Origin of the sequence: Amycolatopsis eburnea (genome assembly GCF_003937945.1) — a bacterium.
GTDB classification, from domain to species: domain Bacteria; phylum Actinomycetota; class Actinomycetes; order Mycobacteriales; family Pseudonocardiaceae; genus Amycolatopsis; species Amycolatopsis eburnea.
Map to the genome: position 1 here is coordinate 217,425 of NZ_RSEC01000048.1, position 25,583 is coordinate 243,007.

The 25,583-nt window shown below is 72.3% G+C and carries 23 protein-coding genes; 8 read left to right on the plus strand and 15 right to left on the minus strand.

The features are described from left to right. Entirely contained in the window at nt 1-2,142 is a 2,142-nt protein-coding gene (locus EIY87_RS22460; protein ID WP_225439986.1) for an RICIN domain-containing protein, read from the minus strand. A gap of 346 nt (nt 2,143-2,488) precedes the next feature. Between EIY87_RS22460 and EIY87_RS22465 the strand changes: the two genes are divergently transcribed. Together EIY87_RS22465 and EIY87_RS22470 are read left to right on the plus strand one after the other, a co-directional pair. Next, nucleotides 2,489-3,355 (plus strand): type IV toxin-antitoxin system AbiEi family antitoxin domain-containing protein, encoded by an 867-nt coding sequence (locus EIY87_RS22465; protein ID WP_125311366.1) that lies wholly within the window; start codon nt 2,489-2,491, stop codon nt 3,353-3,355. Nucleotides 3,356-3,408: 53 nt separating this feature from the next. After that, entirely contained in the window at nt 3,409-4,242 is an 834-nt protein-coding gene (locus EIY87_RS22470) for a nucleotidyl transferase AbiEii/AbiGii toxin family protein (RefSeq protein WP_158641340.1), read from the plus strand. A gap of 6 nt (nt 4,243-4,248) precedes the next feature. Here the strand turns inward: EIY87_RS22470 and EIY87_RS22475 are convergent, their stop codons facing one another. The 5 genes from EIY87_RS22475 to EIY87_RS22495 all read right to left on the minus strand — a co-directional run bounded on the left by EIY87_RS22475 (nt 4,249) and on the right by EIY87_RS22495 (nt 9,833). Then, entirely contained in the window at nt 4,249-5,142 is an 894-nt protein-coding gene (locus tag EIY87_RS22475; RefSeq protein ID WP_125311370.1) for a TIGR03619 family F420-dependent LLM class oxidoreductase, read from the minus strand. 71 nt (nt 5,143-5,213) lie between these two features. Continuing rightward, nucleotides 5,214-5,477, minus strand: coding sequence for a hypothetical protein (locus tag EIY87_RS22480; protein ID WP_125311372.1), 264 nt, complete (start codon nt 5,475-5,477; stop codon nt 5,214-5,216). A 22-nt stretch (nt 5,478-5,499) separates the two neighbouring features. Continuing rightward, nucleotides 5,500-6,651 (minus strand): MFS transporter, encoded by a 1,152-nt coding sequence (locus EIY87_RS22485; RefSeq protein WP_125311374.1) that lies wholly within the window; start codon nt 6,649-6,651, stop codon nt 5,500-5,502. Beyond that, the gene (locus EIY87_RS22490) at nt 6,644-7,918 is read right to left on the minus strand and encodes a galactosyltransferase-related protein (protein WP_125311376.1); all 1,275 of its coding nucleotides are present in this window, start codon (nt 7,916-7,918) and stop codon (nt 6,644-6,646) included. Before EIY87_RS22490 ends, EIY87_RS22485 begins: the two co-directional genes overlap by 8 nt. Nucleotides 7,919-7,928: 10 nt before the next feature. Further along, entirely contained in the window at nt 7,929-9,833 is a 1,905-nt protein-coding gene (locus tag EIY87_RS22495) for an alpha/beta fold hydrolase (protein ID WP_125311378.1), read from the minus strand. Nucleotides 9,834-9,972: 139 nt separating this feature from the next. Between EIY87_RS22495 and EIY87_RS22500 the strand changes: the two genes are divergently transcribed. Next, the gene (locus EIY87_RS22500; protein WP_125311380.1) at nt 9,973-11,343 is read left to right on the plus strand and encodes an FAD-binding oxidoreductase; all 1,371 of its coding nucleotides are present in this window, start codon (nt 9,973-9,975) and stop codon (nt 11,341-11,343) included. A gap of 31 nt (nt 11,344-11,374) precedes the next feature. Here the strand turns inward: EIY87_RS22500 and EIY87_RS22505 are convergent, their stop codons facing one another. Genes EIY87_RS22505 through EIY87_RS22520 form a run of 4 tightly spaced genes read right to left on the minus strand, consistent with a single transcriptional unit; the run spans nt 11,375 to nt 16,753 of the window. Then, nucleotides 11,375-14,119, minus strand: a complete 2,745-nt coding sequence (locus tag EIY87_RS22505) for a bifunctional YncE family protein/alkaline phosphatase family protein (protein WP_125311382.1) — start codon at nt 14,117-14,119, stop codon at nt 11,375-11,377. Between the two features lie 5 nt (nt 14,120-14,124). Further along, entirely contained in the window at nt 14,125-15,477 is a 1,353-nt protein-coding gene (locus EIY87_RS22510) for an ABC transporter permease (RefSeq protein WP_125311384.1), read from the minus strand. Further along, the gene (locus EIY87_RS22515) at nt 15,474-15,833 is read right to left on the minus strand and encodes a hypothetical protein (RefSeq protein WP_125311386.1); all 360 of its coding nucleotides are present in this window, start codon (nt 15,831-15,833) and stop codon (nt 15,474-15,476) included. The genes EIY87_RS22510 and EIY87_RS22515 overlap by 4 nt, the downstream gene beginning before the upstream one ends. Then, nucleotides 15,830-16,753, minus strand: a complete 924-nt coding sequence (locus EIY87_RS22520; protein ID WP_191984216.1) for an ABC transporter ATP-binding protein — start codon at nt 16,751-16,753, stop codon at nt 15,830-15,832. Before EIY87_RS22520 ends, EIY87_RS22515 begins: the two co-directional genes overlap by 4 nt. Before the next feature lie 345 nt (nt 16,754-17,098). Here EIY87_RS22520 and EIY87_RS22525 point away from each other — a divergent pair, with 345 nt between their 5' ends. Both EIY87_RS22525 and EIY87_RS22530 read left to right on the plus strand, forming a co-directional pair. Next, complete coding sequence (locus EIY87_RS22525; protein ID WP_125311388.1) at nt 17,099-17,311, plus strand: DUF5988 family protein; 213 nt, start codon at nt 17,099-17,101, stop codon at nt 17,309-17,311. 113 nt (nt 17,312-17,424) lie between these two features. Further along, complete coding sequence (locus EIY87_RS22530; protein ID WP_125311390.1) at nt 17,425-17,604, plus strand: hypothetical protein; 180 nt, start codon at nt 17,425-17,427, stop codon at nt 17,602-17,604. 3 nt (nt 17,605-17,607) lie between these two features. Here the strand turns inward: EIY87_RS22530 and EIY87_RS22535 are convergent, their stop codons facing one another. From EIY87_RS22535 to EIY87_RS22545, 3 genes are all read right to left on the minus strand, one after another. Next, nucleotides 17,608-18,285, minus strand: coding sequence for a response regulator (locus tag EIY87_RS22535; protein ID WP_191984217.1), 678 nt, complete (start codon nt 18,283-18,285; stop codon nt 17,608-17,610). A gap of 144 nt (nt 18,286-18,429) precedes the next feature. Then, on the minus strand, nt 18,430-19,077 hold the full coding sequence (locus EIY87_RS22540) for a polysaccharide deacetylase family protein (protein ID WP_191984230.1): 648 nt from the start codon (nt 19,075-19,077) through the stop codon (nt 18,430-18,432). A gap of 17 nt (nt 19,078-19,094) precedes the next feature. Beyond that, nucleotides 19,095-19,760, minus strand: coding sequence for a glycoside hydrolase family 11 protein (locus EIY87_RS22545; protein ID WP_125311394.1), 666 nt, complete (start codon nt 19,758-19,760; stop codon nt 19,095-19,097). A gap of 194 nt (nt 19,761-19,954) precedes the next feature. Between EIY87_RS22545 and EIY87_RS22550 the strand changes: the two genes are divergently transcribed. Beyond that, entirely contained in the window at nt 19,955-20,281 is a 327-nt protein-coding gene (locus tag EIY87_RS22550) for a hypothetical protein (RefSeq protein ID WP_125311396.1), read from the plus strand. A 40-nt stretch (nt 20,282-20,321) separates the two neighbouring features. Here the strand turns inward: EIY87_RS22550 and EIY87_RS22555 are convergent, their stop codons facing one another. Next, the gene (locus tag EIY87_RS22555) at nt 20,322-22,862 is read right to left on the minus strand and encodes an ABC transporter permease (protein WP_125311398.1); all 2,541 of its coding nucleotides are present in this window, start codon (nt 22,860-22,862) and stop codon (nt 20,322-20,324) included. Further along, entirely contained in the window at nt 22,856-23,590 is a 735-nt protein-coding gene (locus tag EIY87_RS22560) for an ABC transporter ATP-binding protein (protein ID WP_125311400.1), read from the minus strand. Before EIY87_RS22560 ends, EIY87_RS22555 begins: the two co-directional genes overlap by 7 nt. A 125-nt stretch (nt 23,591-23,715) precedes the next feature. Here EIY87_RS22560 and EIY87_RS22565 point away from each other — a divergent pair, with 125 nt between their 5' ends. Next, nucleotides 23,716-24,915: a sensor histidine kinase gene (locus EIY87_RS22565; RefSeq protein WP_125311402.1), complete on the plus strand. Its 1,200-nt coding sequence runs from the start codon at nt 23,716-23,718 to the stop codon at nt 24,913-24,915. After that, nucleotides 24,903-25,559, plus strand: a complete 657-nt coding sequence (locus tag EIY87_RS22570; protein WP_125311404.1) for a response regulator — start codon at nt 24,903-24,905, stop codon at nt 25,557-25,559. The genes EIY87_RS22565 and EIY87_RS22570 overlap by 13 nt, the downstream gene beginning before the upstream one ends. The last annotated feature ends 24 nt before the right edge of the window (nt 25,560-25,583 follow it).

Here is a 25,583-nt window from a genome sequence, read left to right on the forward strand (position 1 = left end):
TCAGCCGATGGACCAGTGCTGGAGCGCGGCACCGGAAGCGGCCTGCTGGGTGACCGCGGCACCGTCCGAAGTGGACGCCGTGGTCAGCAGCAGGCCACTGTGGACGGCGGTGAAGGCGTAGGTCCCGTCCGCTTGCCGGGCGGCCTTCCAGTGCTGGTTGGCGCCGCCCGTGCAGGTCCACTGGATGATCGCCGCGCCGGACGTCGTGGCACCGCCGTCGACGTCCGCGCACAGGCCGGATTCGACGTTGCGCAGTTCGTAGGAGCCGTCCGGCTGCGCGGTGAACGTCCAGCTCTGGTTGGCGCCGCCGTTCGCGGTCCAGGTGACCAGCCGCGTGCCCTTCACGGTGCTGTGGCTGGGCACGTCGAGCGCCTTGCCGCCGATCGCGAGGGTGTGCGTTCCGGTCAGGACGGGCGCGGTGCCGACCGCCGTGACGGTCAGCGTCTGCTGCGCCGCGGTGCGGCCGCCGCCGACCGCGCTGCCGGTGGTGTCGCTCCAGTGGCGCACCGGCGTGGTCTCGGCCGGGTGGGCCGCGGACATGCCCAGCACCAGGCCGCTGTAGCGGTTGACGATGCGGTACGTCCCCGAAGCGCCGGGGATGACGAACCACTGCTGCCCCACCCCGGAACCGGACGTCACCGTCGGCACGGTCCCCCACGCCCGCGTCGCCGAGGACGTGGACGCGACCCCGAGCAGGCCGCCGCTCCCGGCGTTGGTGATCCGGTAGGAACCGTCGCCGTTGCCGGTGAACGACCACGCCTGCGCGGCCGATCCGTCGCCGGCCGCGACCGACGTCGTCGAGGAACCGCTCTGGGCGAGCACCCGGCCGTCCCCGGAGGCGATCCGGTAGGTCTTGGCCGGGTCGAACGGGACCGCCGCGCGAGCCGGGTTGTCGATCGAGACGTTGATGTACTCGCCGGACGCACCGCCGGAGCAGCCGAACGAGCAGTACGCGCGGAAGTTCTTGCCCACGATCGCCGAACCGGTCTTGTTCACGCCGTCGACGAACCACCGGTACCACGACGCGGTGTGGTAGCTGCCCGTGCCGCCGATCGGGTACCACTTCTGCGTGGCCAGGTCGTCGGTCGCGTAGTACTGCTGCGGCGCGTTCCCGCTCTGGTCGACGGCCTGCGGCTCGCCGATGTAGAGGCCGAGGTGGGCGTTGTAGGTGATGTCCATGACGAACAGCGGTGACGTCGGGGGCATCTTGCCCGCCGCGATCTGCTGGTCCGCGGTGCCGGTGTTCGCGGGGCTGTACTCGTTCGCCGTCGGCGTGTAGCCGGTGGCGCTGTCCGGCCCGACCGGCACCTGGTTGCTTTCCTTGCCGCCGACGCCGGGTTCGGTCCAGGCGCCGCCGTACCACTTGCGCCACGACCCCGGCGCCATCTTGGCCGAGATCGGGGCCCGCGCGGCGTGTGCGTAGAAGGCCTTCCAGCCGCCGTTCTTGTCGACCACGCGCGAGCCGTAGAAGACGTAGAAGTAGCCGGACGCGGTGTCGACGTAGAGCCGCTGGTCGCCGTCGCCGTAGTAGTAGGTCTGGTTCGGGAAGGCGGCGGTGTCCCCGCGTTTCGTGCTGTACGGCGAGGTGAGGACGTGCGCCTTGATCTTCCAGGTCCGGCCCTGGTCGGTCGAGACGGCGTAGTCGATGGCGTCGTAGTGCAGGCCGTCGCCGAAGGGCTGCGGGGTGAATTCGTTGTGCACCAAGCCGTACCAGTCGCCGGTGTCCGGGTCGACCCAGGTGCCGACGAGGTCGCAGAAGTTCTTCTGCGAGTAGCTCGACCCGGACGGCGGGTTCGTCGCCTCGACCCCGGTCGGGCTGGTGTTGCACCGCTTCGTCGTGTCGTTGTTGCGGTCTTCGGGGTCCGCGGGGTTCACGGCGTCGCTGATGGGGTTCTTGCCGAAGCTGTCGAAGTCGCGGCCGCTGTAGAACTCCCACTCGCGCGGCTGCGTGGCCCCGTAGAGCGCGGCGGACTGCTGGAAGTAGAAGGTGCCGTCCTTGTCGAGGTACGGACTGGCGGGCGAGTCGGTCGGGTGCGACCACGCGCCCTTCGACTGCACGGAAACGGTGTAGCCACTGGTGGGCGGCGCGGCTTCGGCGGGCGCGGCCGTGCCGACGAGCACGGCGACCGCGGCCGCTAGCACGGCGGCGCGTCTGCGGCGTGAGCCTGATGACGAGGCAGGGTGCATCGCGAACTCCTCGATCTCGACGGGGGTGGACTCGCCGGGCGCCGGGTGTTCGCAGTGTGCAGGATGTTGTTTGAAGTTGCAAGATACTGTCGGAGTTCGTTCAGGATCGCGCACACGGCGTTGGTCAGCCCACTCAGCCAAGTCCGTCAAAGATTGCACCGTGTCACAACAAAACTTACGTCCAGGATGCAACAAACGCCGGTTGCACCGCGACCTGTCAACGTCAAAACTTGCAGCGATGCTCGACGTTTATTGCGCCCTGTCGGTAAGTTCCACCGGATAGTGACGTAAGCTTTGACGTATGGAGATGGATCAGGCCTTCGAGCTGCTCGGTACGTTCACGGCCGAGCAGTGGGGCATGGTCACGACCCGGCAGGCCAAGAAGCTGGGTGTGGACGACGTGACCTTGCACCGGCTGACCAGCGCCCGGTTCCTCGAGCGCGTTCGTCGCGGCGTCTACGCCGCGACCAGCGCTTCCGCCGATGCCGCCCGCGATGAGCAGGCTGTATGGCTGGCCTTGAACCCGACCGTACCCAGTTGGGAGCGACCCGCGATCGACCCGGACGGCGGGGTCGTCTCGCACCAGTCCGCCGCACGCCTGCACGGACTCGGCGAACTGCTCAACAGCCGGCTCACCTTCACCGTGCCCAAGCGTCGGGACGTCCGTGATCCCGACGTGTGGACCAAGAAGGCGGTGTTGGCCGACAGCGACGTCGTCGTGCTCGACGGCCTGCCGGTCACCACCGTGCTGCGCACCGTCTGCGACCTGCTCGACCAGCACATCGACGGCAGCCACATCGCCACGATCATCCGCGAGGGCGTCGAAGCCGGGAAACTGCAGCTCGACCAGCTCGCCGAGGCTATTGCCCCCTACGCACGTCGTTACGACGCCCGGCCACACGACGGGGAACACCTCCTGGAAAACCTGCTGTCCCAGATCGGGCTCTCGATCTCCGACTTGGCGGTGCGCCGCCTCCCGCCGGGCGCAGCCGCGGGGCTACCGAGGACCAGGTTCCTGCGAGACGCGCTGAGCGCGGCCGGGATCGACGACCCGGCGGTGACCGATGCACTCGTCGCGTTTCAAGCTGCGTCTTCGCCGGGCCGCCGCCGGGATGCACTGGCGGCGCTGAACCAAGTGGTCGCGCCCGCCGAGGAGGCCGGGGCATGACACCGAGACTGCCGCCGCGCTCGCCCAGGGCCTATGCGCAACAAGTTCGTGGGATGGCCGCAAAGGAAGCCCTGCTCTCCGGGGTGTCCGTCGCCGAGCTCGTCGAGCGGCACTATCACCGGCGCCTGCTGGCCCGCGTCTTCACCTCGCAAGGCGAAGACTGGGTCCTCGAAGGAGGCCAGTCGTTGCTCGTCCGGTGGCCGAACAACCGGCACTCCACCGACATCGACCTGATCAGCCACCGAACCACCGTCGAGGCGGCCGTCGAAAGCCTCATCTACGTCCACACCAGGACCGCCGAGATCCAGGACATGGACCGGCCGACACGCAAGATCCACTTCGAAGCCAGAATCGGGCTCCAGCGGATGGCCGGCACCAGCGTCGATGTCGTCACCGCCGGCGAGCGCCCTCGTGGATCGATCATCACCGAGCCGTTGCCGCCTGCCTTCGCCAGCGACTGCACCACCTGGCCCGAAGTCCGGATGTACCCACTCGAGGACGTCGTCAGCGACAAGATCTGCGCCCTGTACACCGGATACGGCGCAGGCGGCGTCGGCACCTCCACCCGGTACAAGGACTTGGTGGACCTCATCCTCGTCGCCGTGAAGAGCACGCTACCCGGCGAGTTCACGCACCGGATCGTTCACCTCGAAGCCGAACGACGCCGGACCACGGGAACGCCCGTGCGGTTCCCGGACCGGTTCGCCGCGCCCGGGGAGGACTGGACCGGCGGGTACGCCGGCGCCGCCCGCGGTGTCGGCGCCTTGCCCAGCGACCTGAGGACACTCGACGGCGCGTTCGCGCTCGCCGATGCGTTCATCACGCCGCTGTTGCGGCCAGCTCCCCCGCCGGGGTTGTGGCACCCCGGCGAGCGAACCTGGCGCTAGCGTCGCTCAGCCCTGGGCGGTGAGCTCCAGCAGGCGGCCGGTGAGGTCGATGTGCTCCTCGACGCTGCTGGTCAGGTAGGTCAGGTCGACGAAGACCTCGTCCGGCTCCAGCGTCGACACGATCTGGACGACGGACTCGGCGATGGCTTCCGGCTTGGCCTCCGGAGCGGCGTTCACGCGCAGCGCGACACCCAGCGCCTGCGGATCGCGGCCCGCCTGCTCGGCGCCGGCGCGGAGCTTGGCGAGGGTGTCGGTGAGGACGGTCGCCGGGAACTGTTCGGGCACCGACCAGACCGGCAGCCACCCGTCGGCCCGCTCGGCGACGCGGCGCAGCGCCTTCTCGCCGAACCCGGCGAGGTGCACCGGCGGCTTCCGGACCGGCTTGAGGTCGACGTGGGTCTCGGCGATCGTGTAGCCGATCCCGGTGTGGGACACCAGGTCCTGGGTCCACCACTTGCCGAGCAGGTCGAGCAGGTCGTCCAGCCGCTTGCCGCGTTCGGACATCGGGATGCCGACGGCGTCGTACTCGTCCGGCGACCAGCCGATGCCCAGCCCGGGCAGCAACCGCCCGTTGCTGGCGACGTCGATGCTGGTCAGCAGCCGCGCGAAGTTCGCGGGCTGGTACTGCGTGGCGTTGATGGTGCTGGACCCGAGGACCGCGTTCTCGGTCACCGCCGCGGCGATCGCGAGCGCGGTGAACGGGTCCTGCGCGGTGTGGAATTCCTCGGGCATGGTGTCGTAACCGGGGTAGGCCACGACCGGCGCGACGGGCGACAGCAGCCGGTCGCCGACCCAGAGGCTGGCCGCCCCCGCCTGCTCGGCCGCCTTCGCGTACCGCGCGATCCCACCCGGTGTGGCCGCCGCCTTGCCGAAGACCGGCAGGCTGAAACCAAGACGCATCGATGCTCCCCTGAAGTGCCAACGGACCGTACTGGCCCTGCTGCCACTAGTACTCGCATCTGATTGCGTGTTCAAGCAGTTCCGGGGGATCTTGGGGGTCTGCGGAGCCGGGCGATCCCGCCGGCGTGGCGCCACAGGGTTTCGAGGACCTGGGTGACCAGCCGGACGACGGTGGCGGGGTCGGCGGGCCGCCGCACGAAGTCGTCGCCGGACCGCGCCAGGGGCAGGCGATCGTCGTTGCGGAGGACGTCGAGTGAGGATTCGTCCGGCAGGACCCGGCGGACGGCGTCGACCGAGTCCGCGCGGACGTAGATCTTGCAGAACTCGTAAGACAATTCAGCACCTCGCCAGCGGACCTTACCCCTCCCGCGCCGTCGCCCCCGCCAAAGCCGCGATCACCGCCAGCGGCACCACCAGCAACGCCAGCGCCACACCGATCCCCCAAGTCTGCGCCAGCCACCCGAACAACGCCGGTCCCGCCAGCACTCCCGCCTGGTGCAACGTCGAATACCGCGCGATCGCCAAGCTCGTGTTCCCGCCGGCCCCATGCCCGACCGCTCCCGAAACAACCGGGATCACGACCGCCAAGCCACATCCCTGCACCGCGAAGCCCGCCAACCCCACCCACGGATCCGGGGACAGCACCGAAACCAGCACCCCCGCCACCGTCGCCGCCATGCTCCAGCGCAGTGACGCCACCGGGCCGAAGGTGCGGTGGGCGCGGTCGCCGAACACCCGGGTGGCCGTCTGGGCCAGCACGAACACGAAGTACCCCAGCGAAGCCACCTCGACGGCCGCGCCGCGTTGCTCGCGGAGGAACACGCCGGACCAGCTCGAGATCGCGCCTTCGCACAACGCCGCCGCCGCGCCCAGCGCGCCCAGGACCAGGACCGCTCGGGTCCAGCCGGACAGCAGGCCCACCGGTTTCCGCGGGCCCGGACGCGCGGCCAGCGCGTGCCGCCCGGCCGCCAGCGCCAGCGCGCACAGGACCACGGCGACCAGGAAGAAGTGCGTGCCCAGCGACAATCCCGCCCGGATCGCGCCCAGCGAACCGAGCGAACCGGCCAAGGCGCCCGCTCCCCACACCGCGTGGAGACTGCTCAAGAACGGGCGGCCACCAGCCCGTTCCAGCTCGACGCCCTGCGCGTTCATCGCCACGTCGAGCAGGCCCGCCAGCAGGCCCCACCCCAGCATCGCGGCCGCCGCGGCGAGCGGGCCCGACGTGGCCGTCACCAGGACCGGGCACCACGGGAGGATGGCCGCCGTCCAGCGGAGGACCGTGCGGGTGTCCAGGTGCGCGGAGAGGTGACCCGCCACCTGCATCGCGAGCAGCACGCCGACCGTCTGGCACAGCAGCACCGCGCCGAGTTCGGCGAAGTCCAGGCCCAGCGCCGTGCGCAGTTCCGGCACGCGCGTGAACCACGTGCCCAGCAGCACGCCCACGACGAAGAACACCGTGGCGACAGCGGTCCGGGGCCGGCGCAGCGGCGGGGCGACGGTGCTAGTCATCGGTGCCGGTGACGCGCTCGAGGTCGCCGTAGCCCTGCGCGCCGTTCCACGTGCCGACCGGGACGTGCGCGTTGAACGGCGCGCCGTCCTCGCGCCGCATCGCCGGGCGCCGGTGTGCCAAGTGGACGAACACGTCGTCGAACTGGACCGCCGTGCCCGCGGTGGCGACGCGGTACAGCATGTCCTCGTCCTCCCCGCCCCAGCCGCGGTAGCGCTCGTCGAGCCCGCCGACTTCGGCGAACAGCTCCGGGGTGAGCCACAGGCACGCGCCCGGCACGTCGCGCAGCAGCAGCCCGCGCGCCCCGGCGAGCGGGACCTCGGGCCTGCGCCCGCCGCACCGGTCTTCGATCAGGCGGTCGCTCGACTGCGCGTCCAGCGACAGCATTTCGGTGTGCGGCAGGTGCGCGTCGTGGCCGTGCTCGGCGAAGCGCGCGTGGTTGCGCCGCAGGAAGTCGCGGTCGACCAGGATGTCGGCGTCGAGCAGGCACAGCGTGCGGGCGGCGCCGAGGGTGTGGCGGACACCGGCGTTGACCGTCCACGACTTGTTGAACAGGCCGTGCCCGGTGACGTGGAGGTAGTGGTCGGCCAGCGGCTCGATCCGGTCGCGCCACCGCGGTTTCTCGTCGAACTCCACCACGGTCACCCGGTAGTCCGACGCGGGCATCGTCTGGTCCCGCAACGCGAGCAGGCACGCCATCAGGTTCCGGATCCGGCCCGCGCCGTCGCGGTCGGAGATCGGGACGACGACGAGCACTTCGTCGCCGCGGCCGTCCGGGCGGACCGGCGTCCCGGCGGCGAGCGAGGTCAGCCGCTCGACGTCGGCGGTCCGCGCGCCGAGCGCGTAGTCCGGGCCGCGGAAGTAGTTGATGTAGACGTTGTCGTCGGCGACGTCGGCGCGGGCGGCCAGTTCTTCCGCCAGCGCCGGGTCTTCCGCGAACAGGTCCGCCACCCGCGCGGCCAGCGCGCGCTCGGCCTCGACGTCCGTCGGGTGCGCGACCAGCCGCCGGTAGGCGAGGTCGCCGCCCAGCCGCGCGCCGATCGGGTCGGCCACCGCGCGGTAGAAGCGTTCGCTGTGCATCCAGTAGTCGGCGGCCACGTCGGGCACCGCCGGGTCGAGCGTCAGGACGACGTAGCTCGTCACGCGCGTGGCGAGGTCGCCGGTGGCCGGTTCGGCCCGGCGGTAGGGCGAAACGGCCGCGAACGTGCCGTCGCGGCCCGAGCGCGTCGGCTGGATCCGCATCGGGTTCGCCGCCCGCAGCTCGCACATCGGGCTGCAGTCACAGGGGTGTGGTTGCACGGGAAAGCCGCCCTTCCGGACCTGAGGTGTGGCGGACGAGGGCCGGTACCAGCTCCGGCCAGTCCACTTCGGACAGTTCGTGGCCGGCCCGCTCGAGGATCCGCAGGGCCGCGCCGGGGATCGCCGCCGCGAGCGCGTGCGCGTGGGCGACGGGGTGGATCGGGTCGTCGGCGCCGTGGACCACCAGCGTCGGCGCGGTGATCCGGCCGAGCCGGGGCCGCCACGGCGCGCCGTGGTCGAGGTAGGCGTGGTTGCCCGCCGACTCGAGCGTGCCGCCGGCGCGGGCGAACACCCGGGCCGCCACGCGCCGGTGCGCGTGCTCGTCGAAGTCCCGCGACGGCCCGGCCAGCGGCCGCGCCGCGGCCACGAGGTGCTCGACAACCGAGTCGCGGTCGGTCCAGTCGGGCGGTTCGACGTCGGCCAGCGCCCGCAGCACGCGCAGCGACGGCGGCGGCAGGCCGGGGCCGTCCGCGCTCTCGCCGGGGCTGGTCGCCACGAGGGTGAGCGACGCGATCCGCGCCGGCTCGGCCAGCGCCGCGACCTGCGCGATCATGCCGCCCAGCGAAATCCCGACGACGTGCGCCCGCTCGACGCCGAGCGCGTCGAGCACGCCGATCGCGTCCGCGGCCAGGTCTTGCAGCTCGTACGGCGGTTCCCCCGGCGGGTAGCTCACCGACCGGCCGGTGTCGCGGTGGTCGTAGCGGATCACGTACCGGCCCTCGTCCGCGAGCAGTTCGCAGAACCCGGCGTCCCACGCGAGCATCGACGCTCCCGACCCGGCCACCAGCAGGATCGCCGGGTCCGCGGGGTCGCCGAAGGTCTGCACGCAGAGGTCGACGCCGTTGGCGCGCACGACCCGGTCGCGCGACGGCACGGGCACGTCCGGCGGCAGGTCGTCGAGCAGGTCGCGGAACACCGCGGCGTACGCGGCCCGCTCGGCCCGCATGCCGTGGGTGCGCCGGACGTGCTCCTGCCCGTGCCGCCGCAGCCGCCGGGCCAGCACGTCGTCGTCGAGCAGCCGCCGCACCTGGGCGTGGAAGCCGTCGCGGTCGGCGAACACCAGGCCGGTCACGCCGTCCTCGACGAGGCACGTGTTGCCGGGGATGTCCCGCACGACGACCGGGCAGCCGACGTCCATGGCCTCCAGCAGCGAGTTCGGGCTGCACTCCGACGTCGAGGTGTTGAGCACCGCGGTCGCCTCGCGCATCGCGGCGTGCAGGTCGTCGCGGGCCAGCGCGCCGACGTACCGCACCGCGGGGCTGTCCCCGCACCGCCGCCGCACCATGGCTTCGTAGTCCTCGTCGTAGGAGACGCCGGCGATGACGAGCCGGACGCGCTCGTCCTCTTCGTGCAGCCGCTTGACGCAGTCGATCGCGAACAGCGGGTCCTTCACCGGCCGCAGGCCCGCGGGCAGGAGCAGCAGCTTCGCGTCGGCGCCGACGCCGAGCGCGCGCCGCAGCGAGTAGTCCGACGGCGTCGTGCGCACGCCCTGGGGGATGTAGCGCACCTTGTCGGCGACCTGCGGCCACAGCTCGCGGCTGCGCCGGACGAAGTCGTCGTTGAACGCGACCAGGCCGGCGGCGCGCTCGACCGCCTGGGTCATCACCTGGTGGAACACCGGTTCCAGCGCGTATTCGTTGAGGTCCGTGCCGCCCAGGACGAGCACGTACGGGAGCCCGATCTCGAGGAACGTGCTGCCGCTCAGGAGCGCGTGCGTGCCGACCATCGCGAGCACGTCACCGTCCTCGGCGGCCGCGGTCACCGCGCCTTCGTGGGGCTCGAGCCGCACCGGGTGCCCGCTGGCGGACAGGTGCTCGGCGATCCGCCGCGTCGTCGTGTCGCCGCCACTGGCCGCCGGGCTGTGGAGCAGGGCTAGCAGTTTCATTTCACCACCCCAGTCGGGAATTTCACCACTCGGAGAGGAAGCTGCGGATCAGAGTGGCAGCTGCGCGTCAAGGGGAACGTCTCCTCGATTGCCCGTGCGAAACACACGTCCGGCGGGGTGCGTCGGATAGGTTCCGGAGGTGCTGATCGACGATCTGACCGCCGCCCTGCCGGCCGACCGGCTGGTCCGCGACCCCGACGTCGCGCGGAGCTTCGCCCACGACGAAGCCGAGTGGGCGCCGTACGCCCAGCCCGCCGTGGTCGTGCGCCCGCACAGCGCCGAAGAGGTCCAAGCCGTGGTCCGGGCCTGCGTGAAGAACCGCGCGCCGCTGGTCACCCGCGGCGCCGGAACCGGGTTGTCCGGCGGGGCGAACGCCGTCGACGGCTGCGTCGTCCTGGTCACCGACCGGCTCACCGCCGTCAAGGAGATCAACGAGCCGGAGCGGTACGCCGTCGTCGAGCCCGGCGTCGTCAACGACGACCTGCGGGCCGCCTGCGCCGAGCGCGGTCTCTGGTACCCGCCCGATCCGGCCAGCTCACCGTGGTCGACGATCGGCGGGAACGTCGCCACCAACGCCGGCGGCGTCTGCTGCGTCAAGTACGGCGTCACCCGCGATTACGTGCTCGGCCTGCAGATCGTCACCGGCACCGGCGAGCTGGCCCGGCTCGGCAGGCGCACCGCGAAGGGGGTCGCGGGCTACGACCTGACCGGGTTGCTGGTCGGCTCCGAGGGGACGCTGGGCGTGGTCACCGAGGTCACCGTCCGGCTGCGGCCCGCCCGGGCCGCCGAGCGCACGATCGCCGGGTACTTCGACACGACGGTCGCCGCCGGGAAGGCCGCCGCCGCGGTCGCCGCGCGCGGGGTGCTGCCGTCGGCGCTGGAGCTGGTCGACCGGCACTGCCTCGCCGCCGTGGACGAGTGGAAGAACATGGGCTTGAGCGCCGACGCGAACGTCGTCCTGCTCGCCCGCACCGACGCGCCCGGGGCGCTGGGCGAGCACGAAGCCGCGGAGATCCTGGCGTGCTTCGAACAGGCCGGGGCGACGTGGGCCGCGCGGTCGACCGACCAGGCCGAGGCGGACGCGCTGTTCGCCGCCCGCCGGCTCGCCTACCCCGCACTGGAACGGCTCGGGCCGCTGCTCACCGAGGACGTCTGCGTCCCCACCCAGGCCGTGCCCGAAATGCTCGCCCGCATCGACGCCGCCGCGCGGCGCCACGGGGTGCTCATCGCGAACGTCGCGCACATCGGCGACGGCAACCTGCACCCGCTGCTCGTCACGCCCGCCGGGGACCAAGAAGCGAAGAAGAACGCCCAGGCCGCGTTCGAGGACATCATCGCCGGCGCCCTCGACCTCGGCGGCACGGTCACCGGCGAGCACGGCGTCGGCCTGCTCAAGCAGCCCGGGCTGGCCCGCGAACTCGGCCCCGAGGTCCTGGAGCTGCACCGCGCGGTCAAGCGGGCCCTCGACCCGCACGGCATCCTCAACCCCGGCAAGGTGTTCCCGTCGTGAGGGGGAGCAGGCCCCCTCACGACGGGGTCGCTCAGCCGTCCGACTCCGGAGCGGGGATGTAGGCCCCTGGCACCTGCTCGGGCGCGAACACCTGGTTCTCACCCGGGTAAGGCAGCTGCCAGCCGTGCGTCTGGTACCACGTGAAGTGGTTCATCTGCGCGGGGTTGGCGTAGTCCGCGACGGCGTCCGGGCCGGTCAGCCGCTGGTGCGTCGTCCACTCCTGCCACTGCGCCGCCACCTGCCGCTTGTCGGCGGGCACCGCCGACGACGGCACCGGCGCCGCGGCCGGGTTCGCCGCGGCCGGGGTGTCCGGCCCGCACGACGGCTGGGTCTTCAGGCCGTCCGTCAACGACGTCCGGTTCGGCAGCGCGGTGAACGGCGTGAAGTCCGGCTTCTTCGTGAAGGCCGCGCTCATCGGCGTCGCCGCGCTGTCCTTCTGGTTCATCGGCTTGACCCCGAGGATCTGCTCGATCGTCCGGATCATCGTGATCTGCGAGTAGTAGTGGCTGTCGACGACGCCGTGCTGGGCGTACGGGCTGATGATCTGCACCGGCGCCCGGTGCCCGTCGACGTGGTCCAGACCGGCCTGCGAGTCGTCCTCGACGACGAAGATCGCCGAGTCCTTCCAGTACTGGCTGTGCGAAATCTCGTCCACGATGCGACCGACGGCGAGGTCGTTGTCGGCGACCTGGGCGGCCGCGTTCGGCGGGCCGCCGGTGTGGTCGCTGGACAGCCAGAACATGTTCAGGTTGGCCGGTCCGTTCTTCTCGAAGTCGTTCTTCCAGATCTGGTAGCGGTAGACGTCCGGCACCGAGGTGTCGAACTTCGGGAAGCCCGGCACGGAAACGTTGTTCAGCGACGGGATCGGCGACGACGACACCAGCGGGTAGGCCGTCGGCTCCCCGGTGGCCGCCATGTTCTTGGCGTCGCAGTACAGGTTCTGCCAGCTCGCCCCGGCCGGCTTGGTCAGGAACTGCTGGAACTCGCCGAAGTCCCGCACCGACTTCCCGGCCGCCTGCGCGCCGGTCCAGAGGAACCCGGAGCTCTGGTGGCCGAGCGCGTCGTCCTCGGTGTCGTAGCTGCGCAGGTACTCCCCCGCCGACGACTCGGTGTACTCGGGGTTGTCGGCCTGCATCAGCCAGTTGTGGCCCTCGGCGGAGTTCGTGCCGATGTCGTAGGTGTTGTCGTACAACCCGAACTGCTTCGCCAGCGCGTGCTGGTTCGGCGTCACGTTCTCGCCGAACTGGTTCACGCTCGGGTCGCCGTTGCCGCGCGCGTCGTCGCCGAAGACCTGGTCGTAGGTCCGGTTTTCCTTGACCAGCAGGAAAACGTGCTTGATCGTCGATGGGTCGCCCAGGCGCGCGGGCACCGGCACCGGGCTGCGGTGGCCGTTGTCCGTCGCCAGCTGGACGGAGTTGTCCGTCCAGCCGTTCTGCTTGAACACCTGCGCGGTGTAGCCGCGGATCGCGTGGTCGTCGGGCAGCCGGAACTTCTGCAGGCTCGACGTCGTGTCGTGGGTGCCGTGCCCGGCCGCCGTCGTCGGGCGGCGGGCGTCGATGCCGCGGGTGTTGGAGACGAGGACGTCCGGGCCGACCGTGGTGATCGCGGTCGGGAAGTAGTCCGTCGGCAGCAGCCCGACGTAGCTCACCGGCTCCTGCGCGCTCTGGAAGCGGTAGACGGCGACGGCGTTGGCGCGCCCGAGCGTCACCAGCAGGTGCCCGTCCCCGGTGAGCGTGACGCCATCCGGCTCGTACCCGACCGACGCTTCCGGCCACGGCTGGGTCGCGATGGTCTGGACGACCTGGTCGCGGCCCGGGTCGATGACCGAAACCGTGTTGCTCGCGGTGTTCGTGACGAACAGCGCGCCCTTGGCGGCGTACACCGCGGTCGGGTGCAGGCCGACGTCGATGCTCTTCGGCGCGGCGGCGGTGTTCGCCAGGTCGATGACGCTGACCGTGCCGCTGGTGGTGGCGCCGGTGAACTGGCTGGCCGGGACCTGGGTGTTGTAGGAGTTCAGCGTCGGCTCGCCGGGCCGGGCCGGGTGGCCGCCTTCGTTGCTGGCGTACAGCTTGGTCCCGACGCGCACGAGGTCGCGCGGCGCGTTGCCGACGGCCCAGCTCTGCTTGATCGCGCCGGTGGCCGCGTCGAGGGCGACGACGCGGTTCTGGCCGTTGACCGCGGAGTACACAGTGGACCCGTCGGGCGAGAAGACCGCCTGTGCCACGAGCGCGTGCTTCGGGCCGTCGGCGGGGATCTTGACCGCCGCCGGCGCGGCCACGGTGCCGTCGGGGTTCACGGTGAACTTCGTGTAGCCGTCGGTCTGCGCCAGCCACAGGCTCTTGCCGTCCGGGGAGTACGACGGTCCTTCCTGCCCGACGTCGTTGCCGGCGATGCGCAGGTTCGCCGTCGCGGAATTGCCGACGAGCTGCTGCACCTTCCAGCTCTTGAGGTCGGCGATGGTGAGCGCGATGCCACCGTCGGCGGTCAGCGCGGCGAGGTGGGTGCCGTCCGGGCTGACCGAGGACGCCATGATCTTGCCGTTGTTCACGACCAGCCGGTCGCCGATCGGCTTGAGGTACTGGTCGGCGGAGACGACCTGGCCGTTCTCGGTGACCTGGCCGACCTGGTCGGTCCCGAACTGCGCCGTCGACGCCACACCGACACCGGTGCCGGTGGCGACGAGCACGAACGTGGCGGAACCGGCCGTCGCGTAGCGCAGCCGGCGGCCGCTGCTCCGGCTCTTCCCGGCACGCCGTCTGCGGCGGGTTACCTGCATCGGGGTTATCCCTTCGTGGTGGTGAGCAGCTCGACGTTGGCGTCGAACTGCCAGAGCGGGTTCGGCTGGTCCCCGTCCGGGGTCCGCACCTGGAAGTAGCCGTTCACTTCCTTCGGTCCGTCGCCGTCGGCGACGTACCGCCCGTCCGAGGTGACGTCGAGCTGGTAGACGGCCGATCCGGTCGCCTCGACGCCGGGGAGGTGCCAGGAGACGACGCACCGCCAGTCGTTCCCGGGTCCTTCGGCCGCGACCAGGCCGTCGCCCTTGGTGCACGCGGCGGTGGCCCCGAGCCGCGCTTCGGTGACGTCGGGGCGGTTGAGCTGAGCGGTCTGCAGCCGGTAGAGGTGGGCGAACGCCGTGGCGACCGACCGCTGCACCTTGTCCTGGTCGATGCCCGACCCCAGCGCGGGTCCGGACGCGGCGATGACGGCGGCGGTCACGGCGAAGAGCGCGACCGGCGGCAGCGCCCCGACGGTGAACGCCCGGCGGCCCAGGCCGTCGTGGGCGGGGTTGGTGAAGTCGCGGCGGAGGAAGAGCACGTACGCGAGCGCGGTCGCGAGCACGGCCCACGCAAGGCCGACCCCGACCCCGATCAGCAGCGGCCCGAGCTGCCGCGGCTCGGTGAACAGGCCGTTCCAGGAGACGAAGGCGTAGCTGGGCAGCGCGAGCCGCACGGCCACCGGCAGCGGCAGCAGCTGCGCGAGCGCCATCGCGAGCGCGACGACGGCGGGCAGCAGCAACCCCAGCGGCGACCGTCCCCCGAGGACCGACCCGAGCAGCCCGACCCCGGCGAGCGCGAGCGTCGGGGCGAGCACGCACACCCACGCGAGCACGACCTGCCCGGCGGCGTCCCCGGGCGCGAGCAGGTGCCCGTCGAACCCGACGAGCGGCCGGCTCCCGACGGCGACCAGCCCGCCCACGGTGCTCGAGACCGCCATCCCGGCGACGAGCACGACGATGACGGTCAGGCTGGCGAGCGCCTTGGCGGCGAAGATCCGCCGCGCCGACCGCACGGCCACCAGCAGGTGCCGCCAGGTCCCGAGCCGATCCTCGGCGGCGAACACGTCCCCGGCGACGACCGAGGTGAGCAGCGGGAGCGCGTAGCTGCCGGCGAACCCGAGCATGACGAGCGGCCCGGCCCAGCCGCTGGCGTTCATCCAGCGCCCGAAGAGGGTGTCGACGGGCAGCGAGCTTTGCCGGCTGACGGCGGCGACGAAGACCGCGGGGGCGAGCCAGCAGGCGAGGATGAGCAAGCGGATGCGCCAGGCGGCGAAGAGCTTGACGAGTTCGAACCGGTAGCCACGCAGGAGCGCGACGGGGCGGGCGGCGGGGAGGGGAGCCGTGGTGGTGGCGGTCATCGGGTGCGCTCCTGCTGCGGGGCTTGGTCCGAGCGGTGGGTGGTCATCGGGGGTGCGGCGAGGGCGCCGACCGGCGCGGTCAACCGGCGCGCGGCAGGCTGGAAAGCGGGGACCACCGCCGAAGACGGTCGCGCCCGCGCGGTGCGGCCGCCAACGGCTGCGGACGTCGGGCGCGGGTCCGGCAGCGCGGCGAAACCGCCAACCGGCGCCGTCATCGAGCGCAGTTCCGCCGGCGCGGCGAAACCGCCGCCCGCCGCGAACATCGGGCGCGGTTCCGCCGCGGCAAGACCGCCACCCGCCACAGACATCGGGCGCGGGTCCGGCAGCGCGACAAGACCGCCAACCGGCGCCGTCATCGGGCGTTCTCCTGCTCCGTCAGCGCCAGGAACGCGGCCTCCAGCGGCGAAACCACCGGCGCCAGCTCCCGGACCGCCACCCCCTCGCCCACCAGCCGGCGGACCAGCTCGTCCAGCGCCGGCACCAGCGCCCGGACCACCAGGACCTCCTCGTCCTGCCGCGGTCCGTCGTCCGCCGCCACCCCCGGGGTCGAGGCGATCACCCGCCGGGCGGCCGCCGGGTCGGAGGTGCGCAGGCGGTAGGCCAGCTCGCGGTTCTCCGCGGCCAGCTTGGCGGGCGGGCCGGTGAACGCGACGCGGCCGGTGGCGAGGATCGTCACCTCCGAGCACAGGGCCTCGAGGTCGTCCATGCGGTGGCTGGACAGCACCACCGTCGTGCCGCCGTCCGCGAGCTGCTCGAGGACGCCGTGCACGTGCTTCTTGCCGGCCGGGTCGAGGCCGTTGGCCGGCTCGTCGAGGACCAGCAGGCGCGGCTCGGTGAGCAGGGCCGCAGCCAGGCCGAGGCGCTGGCGCATGCCCAGCGAGAAACCCCGGACGCGGTCGTCGGCGACGTCCGCGAGGCCGACGCGGCCGAGGGTGTCATCGATGTCAGCGGCCGCGTCCCGGAGCGCGGCCAGCGCCGCCAGGTTCTGCCGCGCGGTCAGCGCGGGGTAGAGGCCCGGGCCGTCGACGAAGCCCGCGACCCCCGCGGGCGCGGCCAGTGCCCGGCCGACCGGCGTGCCGAGGATCTCCAAGCTGCCTTCGTCGGCGACCGCGAGGCTCAGCAGCAGGCCGAGCAGCGTCGTCTTGCCCGCGCCGTTCGGGCCGACCAGCCCGTGGATCTCCCCCGGCGCCACGTCGAAGTCGATGCCGTCGAGCGCGACGACGTCACCGAAGCACTTGGTGATCCCGCGCGCTTTCACTGCCCAGGGTGCGTCCATGGGTCCCTTCCCTTCGCGGCTGCGCCAGAAACTTAGGCACCGCAAATGACGTGGGCACGCGCGTGGGGTGAACGCCGGGGGAACGCGAGCCGACCGGCGCACGCCGAGGTGGTGAAATGTCCGAGTTAACCGTCCGCTTGCCCGCGAGCGCACGGCCGCCGGGGCGGCAACCCCTATCCCACTTCCCGGAAAACCCTTACAAATGCGGGGTCAACCCCTGTTCCAGGGAATTCCCTAATAGGAGCCGGACATCTTGACACGGCGATCGGCGGTCAGGCATCGTCGAGAGACGTAGGCCACATTTCCTGCTTTTCCTCCGCGCAGGCGAACCCACGGAGATGAATCATGACGAATATCAAGGTGACGCTTTCCGGTGGTCCGGCCGAGCTGATCGAACGCCACCGGGAATGGACGGTCGGCAGCATCGGCGAAGTCGCGAAGGTCAGCTTCGGCGCCGGGTACGAGCACTTCTCCCACGAAGGCGAGTTCACGACGGGCGCCGAGGGCGACCAGGTCCCGGTGTTCGCCTGGTGCGGGCGCACCAGAGTCGCCGAGTGACCTGGGCGGTCTCCACCTCGATCTCCACCCCGCGGAGGTCCTCCTCCACCCCGGTCCGGCGCTAGTTTCCTCCCGGTCGGTGCACCGGCACCGCGGTCCGGAGGGAATGCGCCATGGGTGAGGTACTCGGTTTCCTGCTGCTCCGTTTCGCCATCATCGGCGGCGGGATCCTGTTGTTGATCCTGCTGCTCGGCGTGGTCGTGTACGCGCTCAAGAAAGCGGGCCGGTACGACCGGGCGAAAGAGGTCGGCGGAAAAGCGCTCGATTACCTGAACGAGCGCGGCAAATCGTGAAGATCAATCGTGGTCGAGGCCGTGCCGCACGGCGTAGCGCATGGCCTCGATCCGGTTGCGGGCGCCGATCTTGGCGAACGCGTTGTTGATGTGCGTCTTCACCGTCGTCTCGGCGACGAACAGCTCGGCCGCGATCTCGCCGTTGCTCAGCCCGGCGGTGATCAGGCCGAGCACCTCGGCCTCCCGCGCGGTGAGCCCGTCCGGCAGGCTTTCCGCGCGCGGGACGGCTTTCCGCGCGCCCGGGTCCAGCAGCGCGCCGGCCACCCGCCGCGAAACCTCGGCCCCGAACGTCAGCTGCCCGGCAGCCACGGCCCGCAACGCGGCCCCGATCTCCGCGCGGCCCGCGTCCTTCGTCAGGTACCCGCGCGCCCCGGCGGCCAGCGCGCCGGTGATCGACGCGTCGTCGGCGTAGGTCGTCAGCACCACGACGGCGACGTCCGGGTGGTCCCGGGTGATCCGCCGGGTCGCGTCGGTCCCGTTCAGCACCGGCATGGTGAGGTCCATCAGCACGACGTCGGGCGCCAGCCGCGCGACCAGCTCGAGCGCGCTCGCCCCGTCCGCCGCGGTCCCGGTCACTTCGACGCCGTCGAGCAGGTCCAGCAGCGCGGCCAGGCCTTCGCGCACGGCCTGCTGGTCGTCGGCCACGATCACCCGGATCGCCCGCGGCTCATCCCCGGTCACGCTCAAGCACGCTACAGGTCGTGGGTGTGGCCGGGTGGTCGACTGCCGTTAAGGCCACCTTACGGGCGTCAGACGCCCGTAAGGTGGCCTTAACGGCATTGGGGCAGAACCCGGCCGAACACCCACGACCCGGCTGCGGCGAGGTCAGCCCGGGGCCACTGCCCGGCCCGTCGAGGGCGAGATCATCCCCGCGCACAGGCCCCGGCTCGCCAGGGTCTGCGCGATGCGCGGGATCGCCGCCCGGGTGTTGGCCGGCCATTCGTGCATCAGGATGATCTGGCCGTTCTGGAGCCGCGCGTTGGCCGCGACGATCGCGTCGACACTCGCGCCGTTCCAGTCCTGGGAATCGACGTCCCAGATGATCTGGCGCAGGCCGTACTTCGACGCCACCGCCTGGACCGTCGCGTTCGTTTCCCCGTACGGCGGGCGGAACAGCCGGGGCGTGCCGCCGCCCCCGGCCGCGATCGCCTGCTGCGTGCGGGAAATCTCCGAGTCGACCTGTGCCTGGCCCAGCTGGGTCAGGTGCGGGTGGGTGTAGCTGTGGTTGCCCACCCACATGCCCGCACTGACCTGCGCGCCGACCTGGGCCGGGTACGCGGCCGCGTACTGGCCCTCGTTGAACATCGTGGCGCGCAACCCGTTCTGCCGCAACGCGCTCAGCAGTGCCGGGGTGTTGCCGGACGACGGCCCGTCGTCGAACGTCAGGCCGACGTACCCGCCGCACGCCGCCGCCTGGGCCGGCGTGACCGCGAAGGCGCCCGCCGCGGCCACCAGCGCGGCCGTCAGCACCATCCTCGTGGCCCGCACGCTCAGCTCACCGTCAGGTTCGAGCTGCCGCTGCTCTGGTAGCCCTCGGTCGCGAGGATCATGTAGTAGTTGAAGCTGCCCAGCCGCATGCCGTAGCGGGCCCACGCGTCGAAGTGGTTACCGGTGGTGATGGTGCCGCCGGTCCTCTTCTGCTGCCGGACGCTCCAGTACTGGTTGAACGTCTTGGTCCCCTCGACCGACGGCGCGTTGTAGCGGGTCGTCTGGTAGATGTCGTACGTGCCGCCGTCGCTGGTCACCGTGCCCTTGTACGTGCCGGTCGGCCGGTAGGTGCCCCAGTTGTCGACGATGTAGTACTCCACCAGCGGGTTGGACGTCCAGCCGTAGAGCGCCAGGTAGCCGTTGCCCGACGGGTAGAAACTGCCGGAATAGTTCACCGTCCGGCGGCTGCCGTTGCTCCAGCCCTTTCCGCCGACGAAGTTCCCGACGTTGCTCCAGTTCATCCGGTAACTGCCGCCCGAAGCGAGCGTCATGCTGACCGAGCCGCCGCCGTCGGTCCAGAACGAGTAGTAGTAGCCGCCGTTGTTCCCGGTCTGGCTGGTGGTGATGACGGTGTCGGCGTGGGCGACGCCGGGCACGAGCGTGGCGGTCAGCGCCAGGGCGGCCCCGGTGACGAAAACCCGGAAACGGCCGCGTTTCTTGGTGAGCATGCTTCCTCCTCGTCGAGGGCTGGATGGCGAAAGCATGCGAGCTGCGCGGGTGGTGGGGCAATAACTTTCGGAAAGTTTCGATGCTCCCGCGAGCGGCCCTTTCCGTCAACCCCTAGGAATTCAGGGGCAATGGCCGCCGCCGGAAAGCGCTAGCGTGGGCGCCGCACCGTTTTTCCTACCCAACGGGGGGTTCCATGAAACGCATCGCGGCGGCGGCCGCACTCGGGCTGGCCTGCGCGACCCTGCCCGTGGTGGCCGGACCGGCGGCCGCGTCGGAGTCGGTCACCTGCGGCAACTACGCGACGCAGGGGTCGGCCGGCCCCAACGCGCGCGACTACTACTGGGGCAACTGCGGTTCAACTGCCACGAAGATCAACGTCTACGCATTGGCCTACGGCGGTGGCATCAAGACGTTCTACGGCGAAAAGTGCGTCGCGGCCGGCACCGCCGCGCTGCTCGGCCGGACGACGCAGTACCTCGTGTCGTCCTACACCGGCGAGGACACCGGCACGGCCTGCTGACCCGGTGCGGGGTGGACCGGCAGGCCCACCCCGCACCCCGCTACTCCCGCAGCCCGATCGCGTCGATCGGCTTGGCGCGCAACGCAACGCGCGTCGCAACCCCGATCGCCACCATCCCCAGCAGCACCGCGCCGCCGGTGATTCCGAAGTAGACGGACCACGGCCCGGCCGGCACCGGCGTGCCGCGCAGCCCGAAGTTGAGGAAAGCCAGCGCTACCACCGCGACCAGCGTCCCGAGCACCACCGCGATCCCGACCGTGGCCAGCGCCTCCAGCCGCATCATGCGGGTCACCTGCCGCCGGGTCGTGCCGACCAGCCGCAGCAGAGCGAATTCGCGGCTGCGTTGCGCCGTCGTCAGGACCAGCGTGTTGGCCACCGAAATCGCCAGGTACCCCACGATGACGCCGACCGCGACGAGGTTCAGGTAGAACTGCGCCTGCCGGTCACCGCCCTGGGGTGCGGACGCCGTCGACGCCGACGCCACGACCACGCCCGGGTACGGCAGCGCGCGCAACGCCGCGGCGACGGCGTCCGCGTCCGCCCCCGGTTGGCGCCGGACCAGCACCGAATCGTCGAGGCGGCCGCCGATGTGCTGCCGGGCCAGCTCGACCGGCAGCACGAAGTCGCCGAACGCCAGGTCGCGGGTGTAGGTGGCGACCAGCCGCAGTTTCGCGGGGACGCCGTCGCCGAAGTAGAACTCGACCTCGTCGCCGATCTTCTTGTCCAGCCAGTCCGCTTCCGAGCGGCTCAGCGCCACGGCGTCGCCGGTCAGGTCGGTGAGCCGCCCGGCGTCGACGCCGAGTTCCAGCGCTCCCCCGGCCTGATCGGCCGCCAGTCCCTGCGCCGGTGTCCGCTGGACCTCGACGCTGTCGCCCACGGTGGACGCGGTGAGCACCGAGGTCCGGACCACCGGCGTCGCCACGGCCACGCCCGGCACCCGCCGGACCGCCGCCGCGACCTCCGGCGGCACCCCCGCCGGGGCGGCCAGGACGTAGTCCGCGGTCGTCGACCGCTCGGCTTCCCGCCGCGCGGCTTCCGTGCTCGACGTCTGGCTGTAGAACGTGGCCAGCGCGAACGCCACCGCCAGCAGCAGCGGGGTCACGGCGGCGGCGACGCGCCGGGCGCCGGCGTGGGCGTTCGCGCCCGCCAGGTACCCGCTGATCCGCCAGACCCGCGCCAGCACCGGCGCGAGGAACCGCACGACCAGGCCGGTCACCTGCGGGCCGACCACGGCCAGCCCGATGACCACCACGAGCGTCGCCATCGTCGAGATCGCGGTCGCCACGTCCCCGCGCAGGAACAGCGGCACCAGCGCGCCGCCGAACCCGGCGAGCACCAGGGCCCAGCCGGTGATCAGCCGCCCGCGGCCGAGCTCGCGCCGTTCCACCGCGGCCTCGGTCAGCGCCTCGACCGGGTTGATGGCCGACGGCCGCCGCGACGCCGCCCAGGCGGCCAGCCGGGCCGCGCCCAGGCCGAGCAGGAGCGCGGCGACCAGCGGGATCGGGCTGATCGCGAGGCCGAAGTCGGCCGGGACGACGCCGATCGCGGCGAAGGCGTCCCGCAGCCCGGAGGCGACCGCGAGCCCGAGCGCGCTGCCGAGGACACCGGCGACCAGCGCGATCAACGTCGTCTCGGTGCCGATGAGCTTGCGGATCTGCCGCGGGGTGGCCGCGACCGCGCGCAGCAGCGCGAACTCCCGGCGCCGCTGGTTGACGGTCAGCGCCAGGGTGCTCGCCACCACGAACACCGCGACGAGCAGCGCGAAGCCGCCGAACGAGCCCGCGATCGCGAGCAGCAGCGTGCGCGTCTGGCTGACGTCGAGGAACTCGATGCTGCTGCGCTCGACGCCGGTGGTCACCTCGGTGCCGGGCGCGGCCGCCCGCACCCGCTCGGCGAGGGTTTCCGGGGCGACGCCGGGGCCGGCCAGCACGCCGATCGCGTGCGCCTGCCCGGGCCGTCCGGCCAGCGCCACGGCCTGGTCCGGGGTGAAGAACAGCGCCGACTGCCGGGACATCGAGTCGACGATCCCGCTGACCCGGAATTCGACCGGCGTCGAGCGCGTCGCGATCCGCACCTGCCCGCCGACGCCGACCCCGGCGTCCCGCGCCAGCGCGGCGTCGAGGACGACCTCGCCGGGTGCCGCCGGGGCCTGCCCCGCGCGCAGGGTGAAGGGCGCCAGCGCGGCCGCGTCCCAGTTGTGGCCCAGCGACTGCGCGCCGCCCAGCACCCGGCCGTCGCCGGTCACGACCCGCGCCGGGAAGCTCTGCTCCGCCACGGCCGCCCGCACGCCGGGGAGCCCGGCGATCCGCCCGGCCAGCTCGGCGGGGACCGCGGGCTGCTCGCCGACCTGCTCGAACGACAGCGCGTCGGCCCCGGGCGGGCGCACGGTCTGGGCCCCGCCGACGACGACGGCCGCGGCAGCGTACCGCTGGGTGGGGACCCCGGCCCGCAGGCCGGATTCCATGAGGACCCCGCAGGCCGCCACGAGGGCGGTCCCGCACAGGATCGCGATGAAGGCGCCGGCGAACCCGCCGAGCCTGCTCCGGATCGTCTGCCACGCGAGGGACAGCACGCTCACCACTCCCCGAGGTGCGTCATCCGCTCCGCGACCCGCTCGGGGGTCGGGTGCGGGAGGTGACCGGCCAGCTTGCCGTCGGCCAGGAACAGCACGCCGTGAGCGGCCGACGCCGCGACCGGGTCGTGGGTGACCATCAGGACGGTCTGCCCCATCCCCTCGACGACGTCGCGGAGCAGGTCCAGCACCTGCCGCCCGGTGCGGGTGTCGAGCGCGCCGGTCGGTTCGTCGGCCAGCACGACCTCGGGCCGGGTGACGAGCGCCCGCGCGATCGCGACACGCTGCTGCTGCCCGCCGGACAGCTCGGCCGGCCGGTGTTCCAGCCGCTTCGCGATGCCGACACCCTCGACGACCTCGCGCAGCCACCGCGGGTCCGGCTTCTGCCCGGCCAGCCGCAGCGGCAGCGTGATGTTCTGCAGCACGTTCAGCGCCGGCAGCAGGTTGTAGGCCTGGAAGACGAACCCGATCCGGGTCCGCCGCAGCCGCGTCAGCTCGCTCTCCTTGAGCCTGCCGATTTCGGTGCCGCCCAGCAGCACCCGGCCCGACGTCGGCCGGTCCAGGCCGGCCGCGCAGTGCAGGAAGGTGCTCTTGCCGGAGCCGGAGGGCCCCATCACCGCGGTGAACGAGCCCCGCGCCACCCCCGCCGAGACCCCGTCGAGCGCGGTGACCGCGCCGTCACCGGAGCCGTACACCTTCCGCACGCCGGCCAGCTCCACGGCATACGCTGTCGTCATCGTGTTCCCCTTTGCTTGCGTCCCAACGAAAACTAGGCGTCCGCGACCGCGGGTTCGATCCCGTGGACGGGTGGATCGGGGGTAGCGCCAGCACCACCACGGCGGTGGGGTGGGACACTGGCGGCGTGACGACCCGCCTGCGCGAGTGCTGGTCGGCGGCTCGTTACCTCGTGGTCGGCGCCGGCACGTCGCTGTTGTCGATCTTCGCCCTCGTGGGGCTCTTCGCCGTGCTCCTGCTGTGCCCGTTCGGCGTCGGGATCCCGTCGCTGGCCCCGGCGATCCGGCTGTCGCGGTGGCCCGTCGGGGTCGACCGCCGCCGGGCCGCGCAAGCGCTCGGCACCCCGATCCCCGAGCCCTACCGGGACGGCTCCCCGTTGAAGGATCCGGCCACCCGCCGCGACCTCGCGTGGCTGGCGATCCACGCGGCGACCGGGCTGTTCCTCGGCTCGCTGGCGGTCGGGCTCCCGCTCGGCGTCGTCCAGCAGCTCGTCACGGCCTTCGTGTGGCCCGCGGTGCCCGGCGGGGTCGAGGGTTCGGTCGGGCTGGTCGTGAACTCGTGGCCGCGCGCCGGGCTGACGCTCCTGGTCGCCGTCGCGTTCGCCGCGGCCATCCTGCTGCTGCCGCGGCTCGCCCGCTGGCAGGCCCGGACCGCGCGGGCGTTGCTCGCCCCGGGCCCGGGCGTCGTCCTCGCCGACCGCGTCGCCGAACTGACCGCCACGCGCGCGGCCGCGCTCGAGGCGCACGGCGCCGAGCTGCGCCGCATCGAGCGCGACCTGCACGACGGCACCCAGGCCCGCATCGCGGCCGTCGTGCTGCAGCTGGGTGTCGCGGGCCAGCTCTACGACCGCGACCCGGCCGCGGCGCGCGAGCTGCTGGTCAAGGCCCAGGACACGGCGACCGACGCGCTGGCCGAGCTGCGCACGGTGGTCCGCAGCATCCACCCGCCGCTGCTGAGCGAACGCGGCCTGGCCGGCGCCGTCCGCGCGCTGGGCGAACGCAGCCCGGTCCCGGTCACCGTCACCGTTTCCGGCGACGCCGGGCGCCCGGCCGCGGTCGAGGCGGCCGCGTACTTCGTCGTCGCCGAGGCGCTGGCCAACGTGACCAAGCACGCCGACGCGTCCCAAGTGGACATCACGCTGAGCGGCCCGCCCGGGGTGCTGCGCCTGGAGATCCGCGACGACGGCCGCGGCGGCGCGGACGAATCCGCCGGCAGCGGGCTCGCCGGGATCCGGCGGCGCGCCGAGGCCTTCGACGGAACGCTGACCCTGACCAGCCCACCCGGTGGGCCGACCGTGCTGCGAGTGGAGCTGCCATGCGGGTCGTGATCGCCGAGGACGACGCGCTGCTGCGCGAAGGTCTCGCGCTGCTGCTGAAGACGTCGGGCATCGAGGTGGCCGCCGCGGTCGACAACGCCGAGGACTTCCTCGCGTTCGTCGAAGGCGACCGGCCGGACGCCGTCGTGATGGACGTGCGGATGCCGCCGACCCACCGCGACGAAGGCCTGCGCGCCGCCGTGCGGGCCCGCGAGATCCACCCGGGCCTGCCGGTGCTGGTGCTGTCCGCGCACGTCGAAACGAGCTACGCGGTCGAGCTGCTCGCCGACGGCGTCGGCGGGGTCGGCTACCTGCTCAAGGAGCGCGTCGGCAAGGTCGAGCGGTTCGTCGACGCGCTCCAGCGGGTCGCCAAGGGCGGCACGGCGATGGACCCGGAGGTGATCAGCCAGCTGATGGCCCGCCGCCGGGCCGCCGACCCGCTCGCCGCGTTGACCGCCCGGGAGCGCGAAGTGCTCGCGCTGATGGCCGAGGGCTACAACAACGGCACGATCGCCGAGCTCCTCGTCGTCAGCGACGGCGCGGTGCTCAAGCACATCCGCAACATCTTCGCGAAGCTCGGGCTGCCGTCCGACGAAGGCGGCGGGCACCGGCGGGTGCTGGCCGTGCTGGCGTACCTGCAGCGGGACGCGGGGTAGCGCAGGCACCACCCCGCATCCGGG

Bases quoted from the DNA above. Each gene is read 5' to 3' on its own strand.
- EIY87_RS22465 (WP_125311366.1), top strand. From the start codon at position 2,489: ATGGAGATGGATCAGGCCTTCGAGCTGCTCGGTACGTTCACGGCCGAG.
- EIY87_RS22470 (WP_158641340.1), top strand. From the start codon at position 3,409: ATGGCCGCAAAGGAAGCCCTGCTCTCCGGGGTGTCCGTCGCCGAGCTC.
- EIY87_RS22475 (WP_125311370.1), bottom strand. From the start codon at position 5,142: ATGCGTCTTGGTTTCAGCCTGCCGGTCTTCGGCAAGGCGGCGGCCACA.
- EIY87_RS22485 (WP_125311374.1), bottom strand. From the start codon at position 6,651: ATGACTAGCACCGTCGCCCCGCCGCTGCGCCGGCCCCGGACCGCTGTC.
- EIY87_RS22490 (WP_125311376.1), bottom strand. From the start codon at position 7,918: ATGTGCGAGCTGCGGGCGGCGAACCCGATGCGGATCCAGCCGACGCGC.
- EIY87_RS22495 (WP_125311378.1), bottom strand. From the start codon at position 9,833: ATGAAACTGCTAGCCCTGCTCCACAGCCCGGCGGCCAGTGGCGGCGAC.
- EIY87_RS22505 (WP_125311382.1), bottom strand. From the start codon at position 14,119: ATGCAGGTAACCCGCCGCAGACGGCGTGCCGGGAAGAGCCGGAGCAGC.
- EIY87_RS22510 (WP_125311384.1), bottom strand. From the start codon at position 15,477: ATGACCGCCACCACCACGGCTCCCCTCCCCGCCGCCCGCCCCGTCGCG.
- EIY87_RS22515 (WP_125311386.1), bottom strand. From the start codon at position 15,833: ATGACGGCGCCGGTTGGCGGTCTTGTCGCGCTGCCGGACCCGCGCCCG.
- EIY87_RS22520 (WP_191984216.1), bottom strand. From the start codon at position 16,753: ATGGACGCACCCTGGGCAGTGAAAGCGCGCGGGATCACCAAGTGCTTC.
- EIY87_RS22525 (WP_125311388.1), top strand. From the start codon at position 17,099: ATGACGAATATCAAGGTGACGCTTTCCGGTGGTCCGGCCGAGCTGATC.
- EIY87_RS22530 (WP_125311390.1), top strand. From the start codon at position 17,425: ATGGGTGAGGTACTCGGTTTCCTGCTGCTCCGTTTCGCCATCATCGGC.
- EIY87_RS22540 (WP_191984230.1), bottom strand. From the start codon at position 19,077: ATGGTGCTGACGGCCGCGCTGGTGGCCGCGGCGGGCGCCTTCGCGGTC.
- EIY87_RS22545 (WP_125311394.1), bottom strand. From the start codon at position 19,760: ATGCTCACCAAGAAACGCGGCCGTTTCCGGGTTTTCGTCACCGGGGCC.
- EIY87_RS22550 (WP_125311396.1), top strand. From the start codon at position 19,955: ATGAAACGCATCGCGGCGGCGGCCGCACTCGGGCTGGCCTGCGCGACC.
- EIY87_RS22560 (WP_125311400.1), bottom strand. From the start codon at position 23,590: ATGACGACAGCGTATGCCGTGGAGCTGGCCGGCGTGCGGAAGGTGTAC.
- EIY87_RS22570 (WP_125311404.1), top strand. From the start codon at position 24,903: ATGCGGGTCGTGATCGCCGAGGACGACGCGCTGCTGCGCGAAGGTCTC.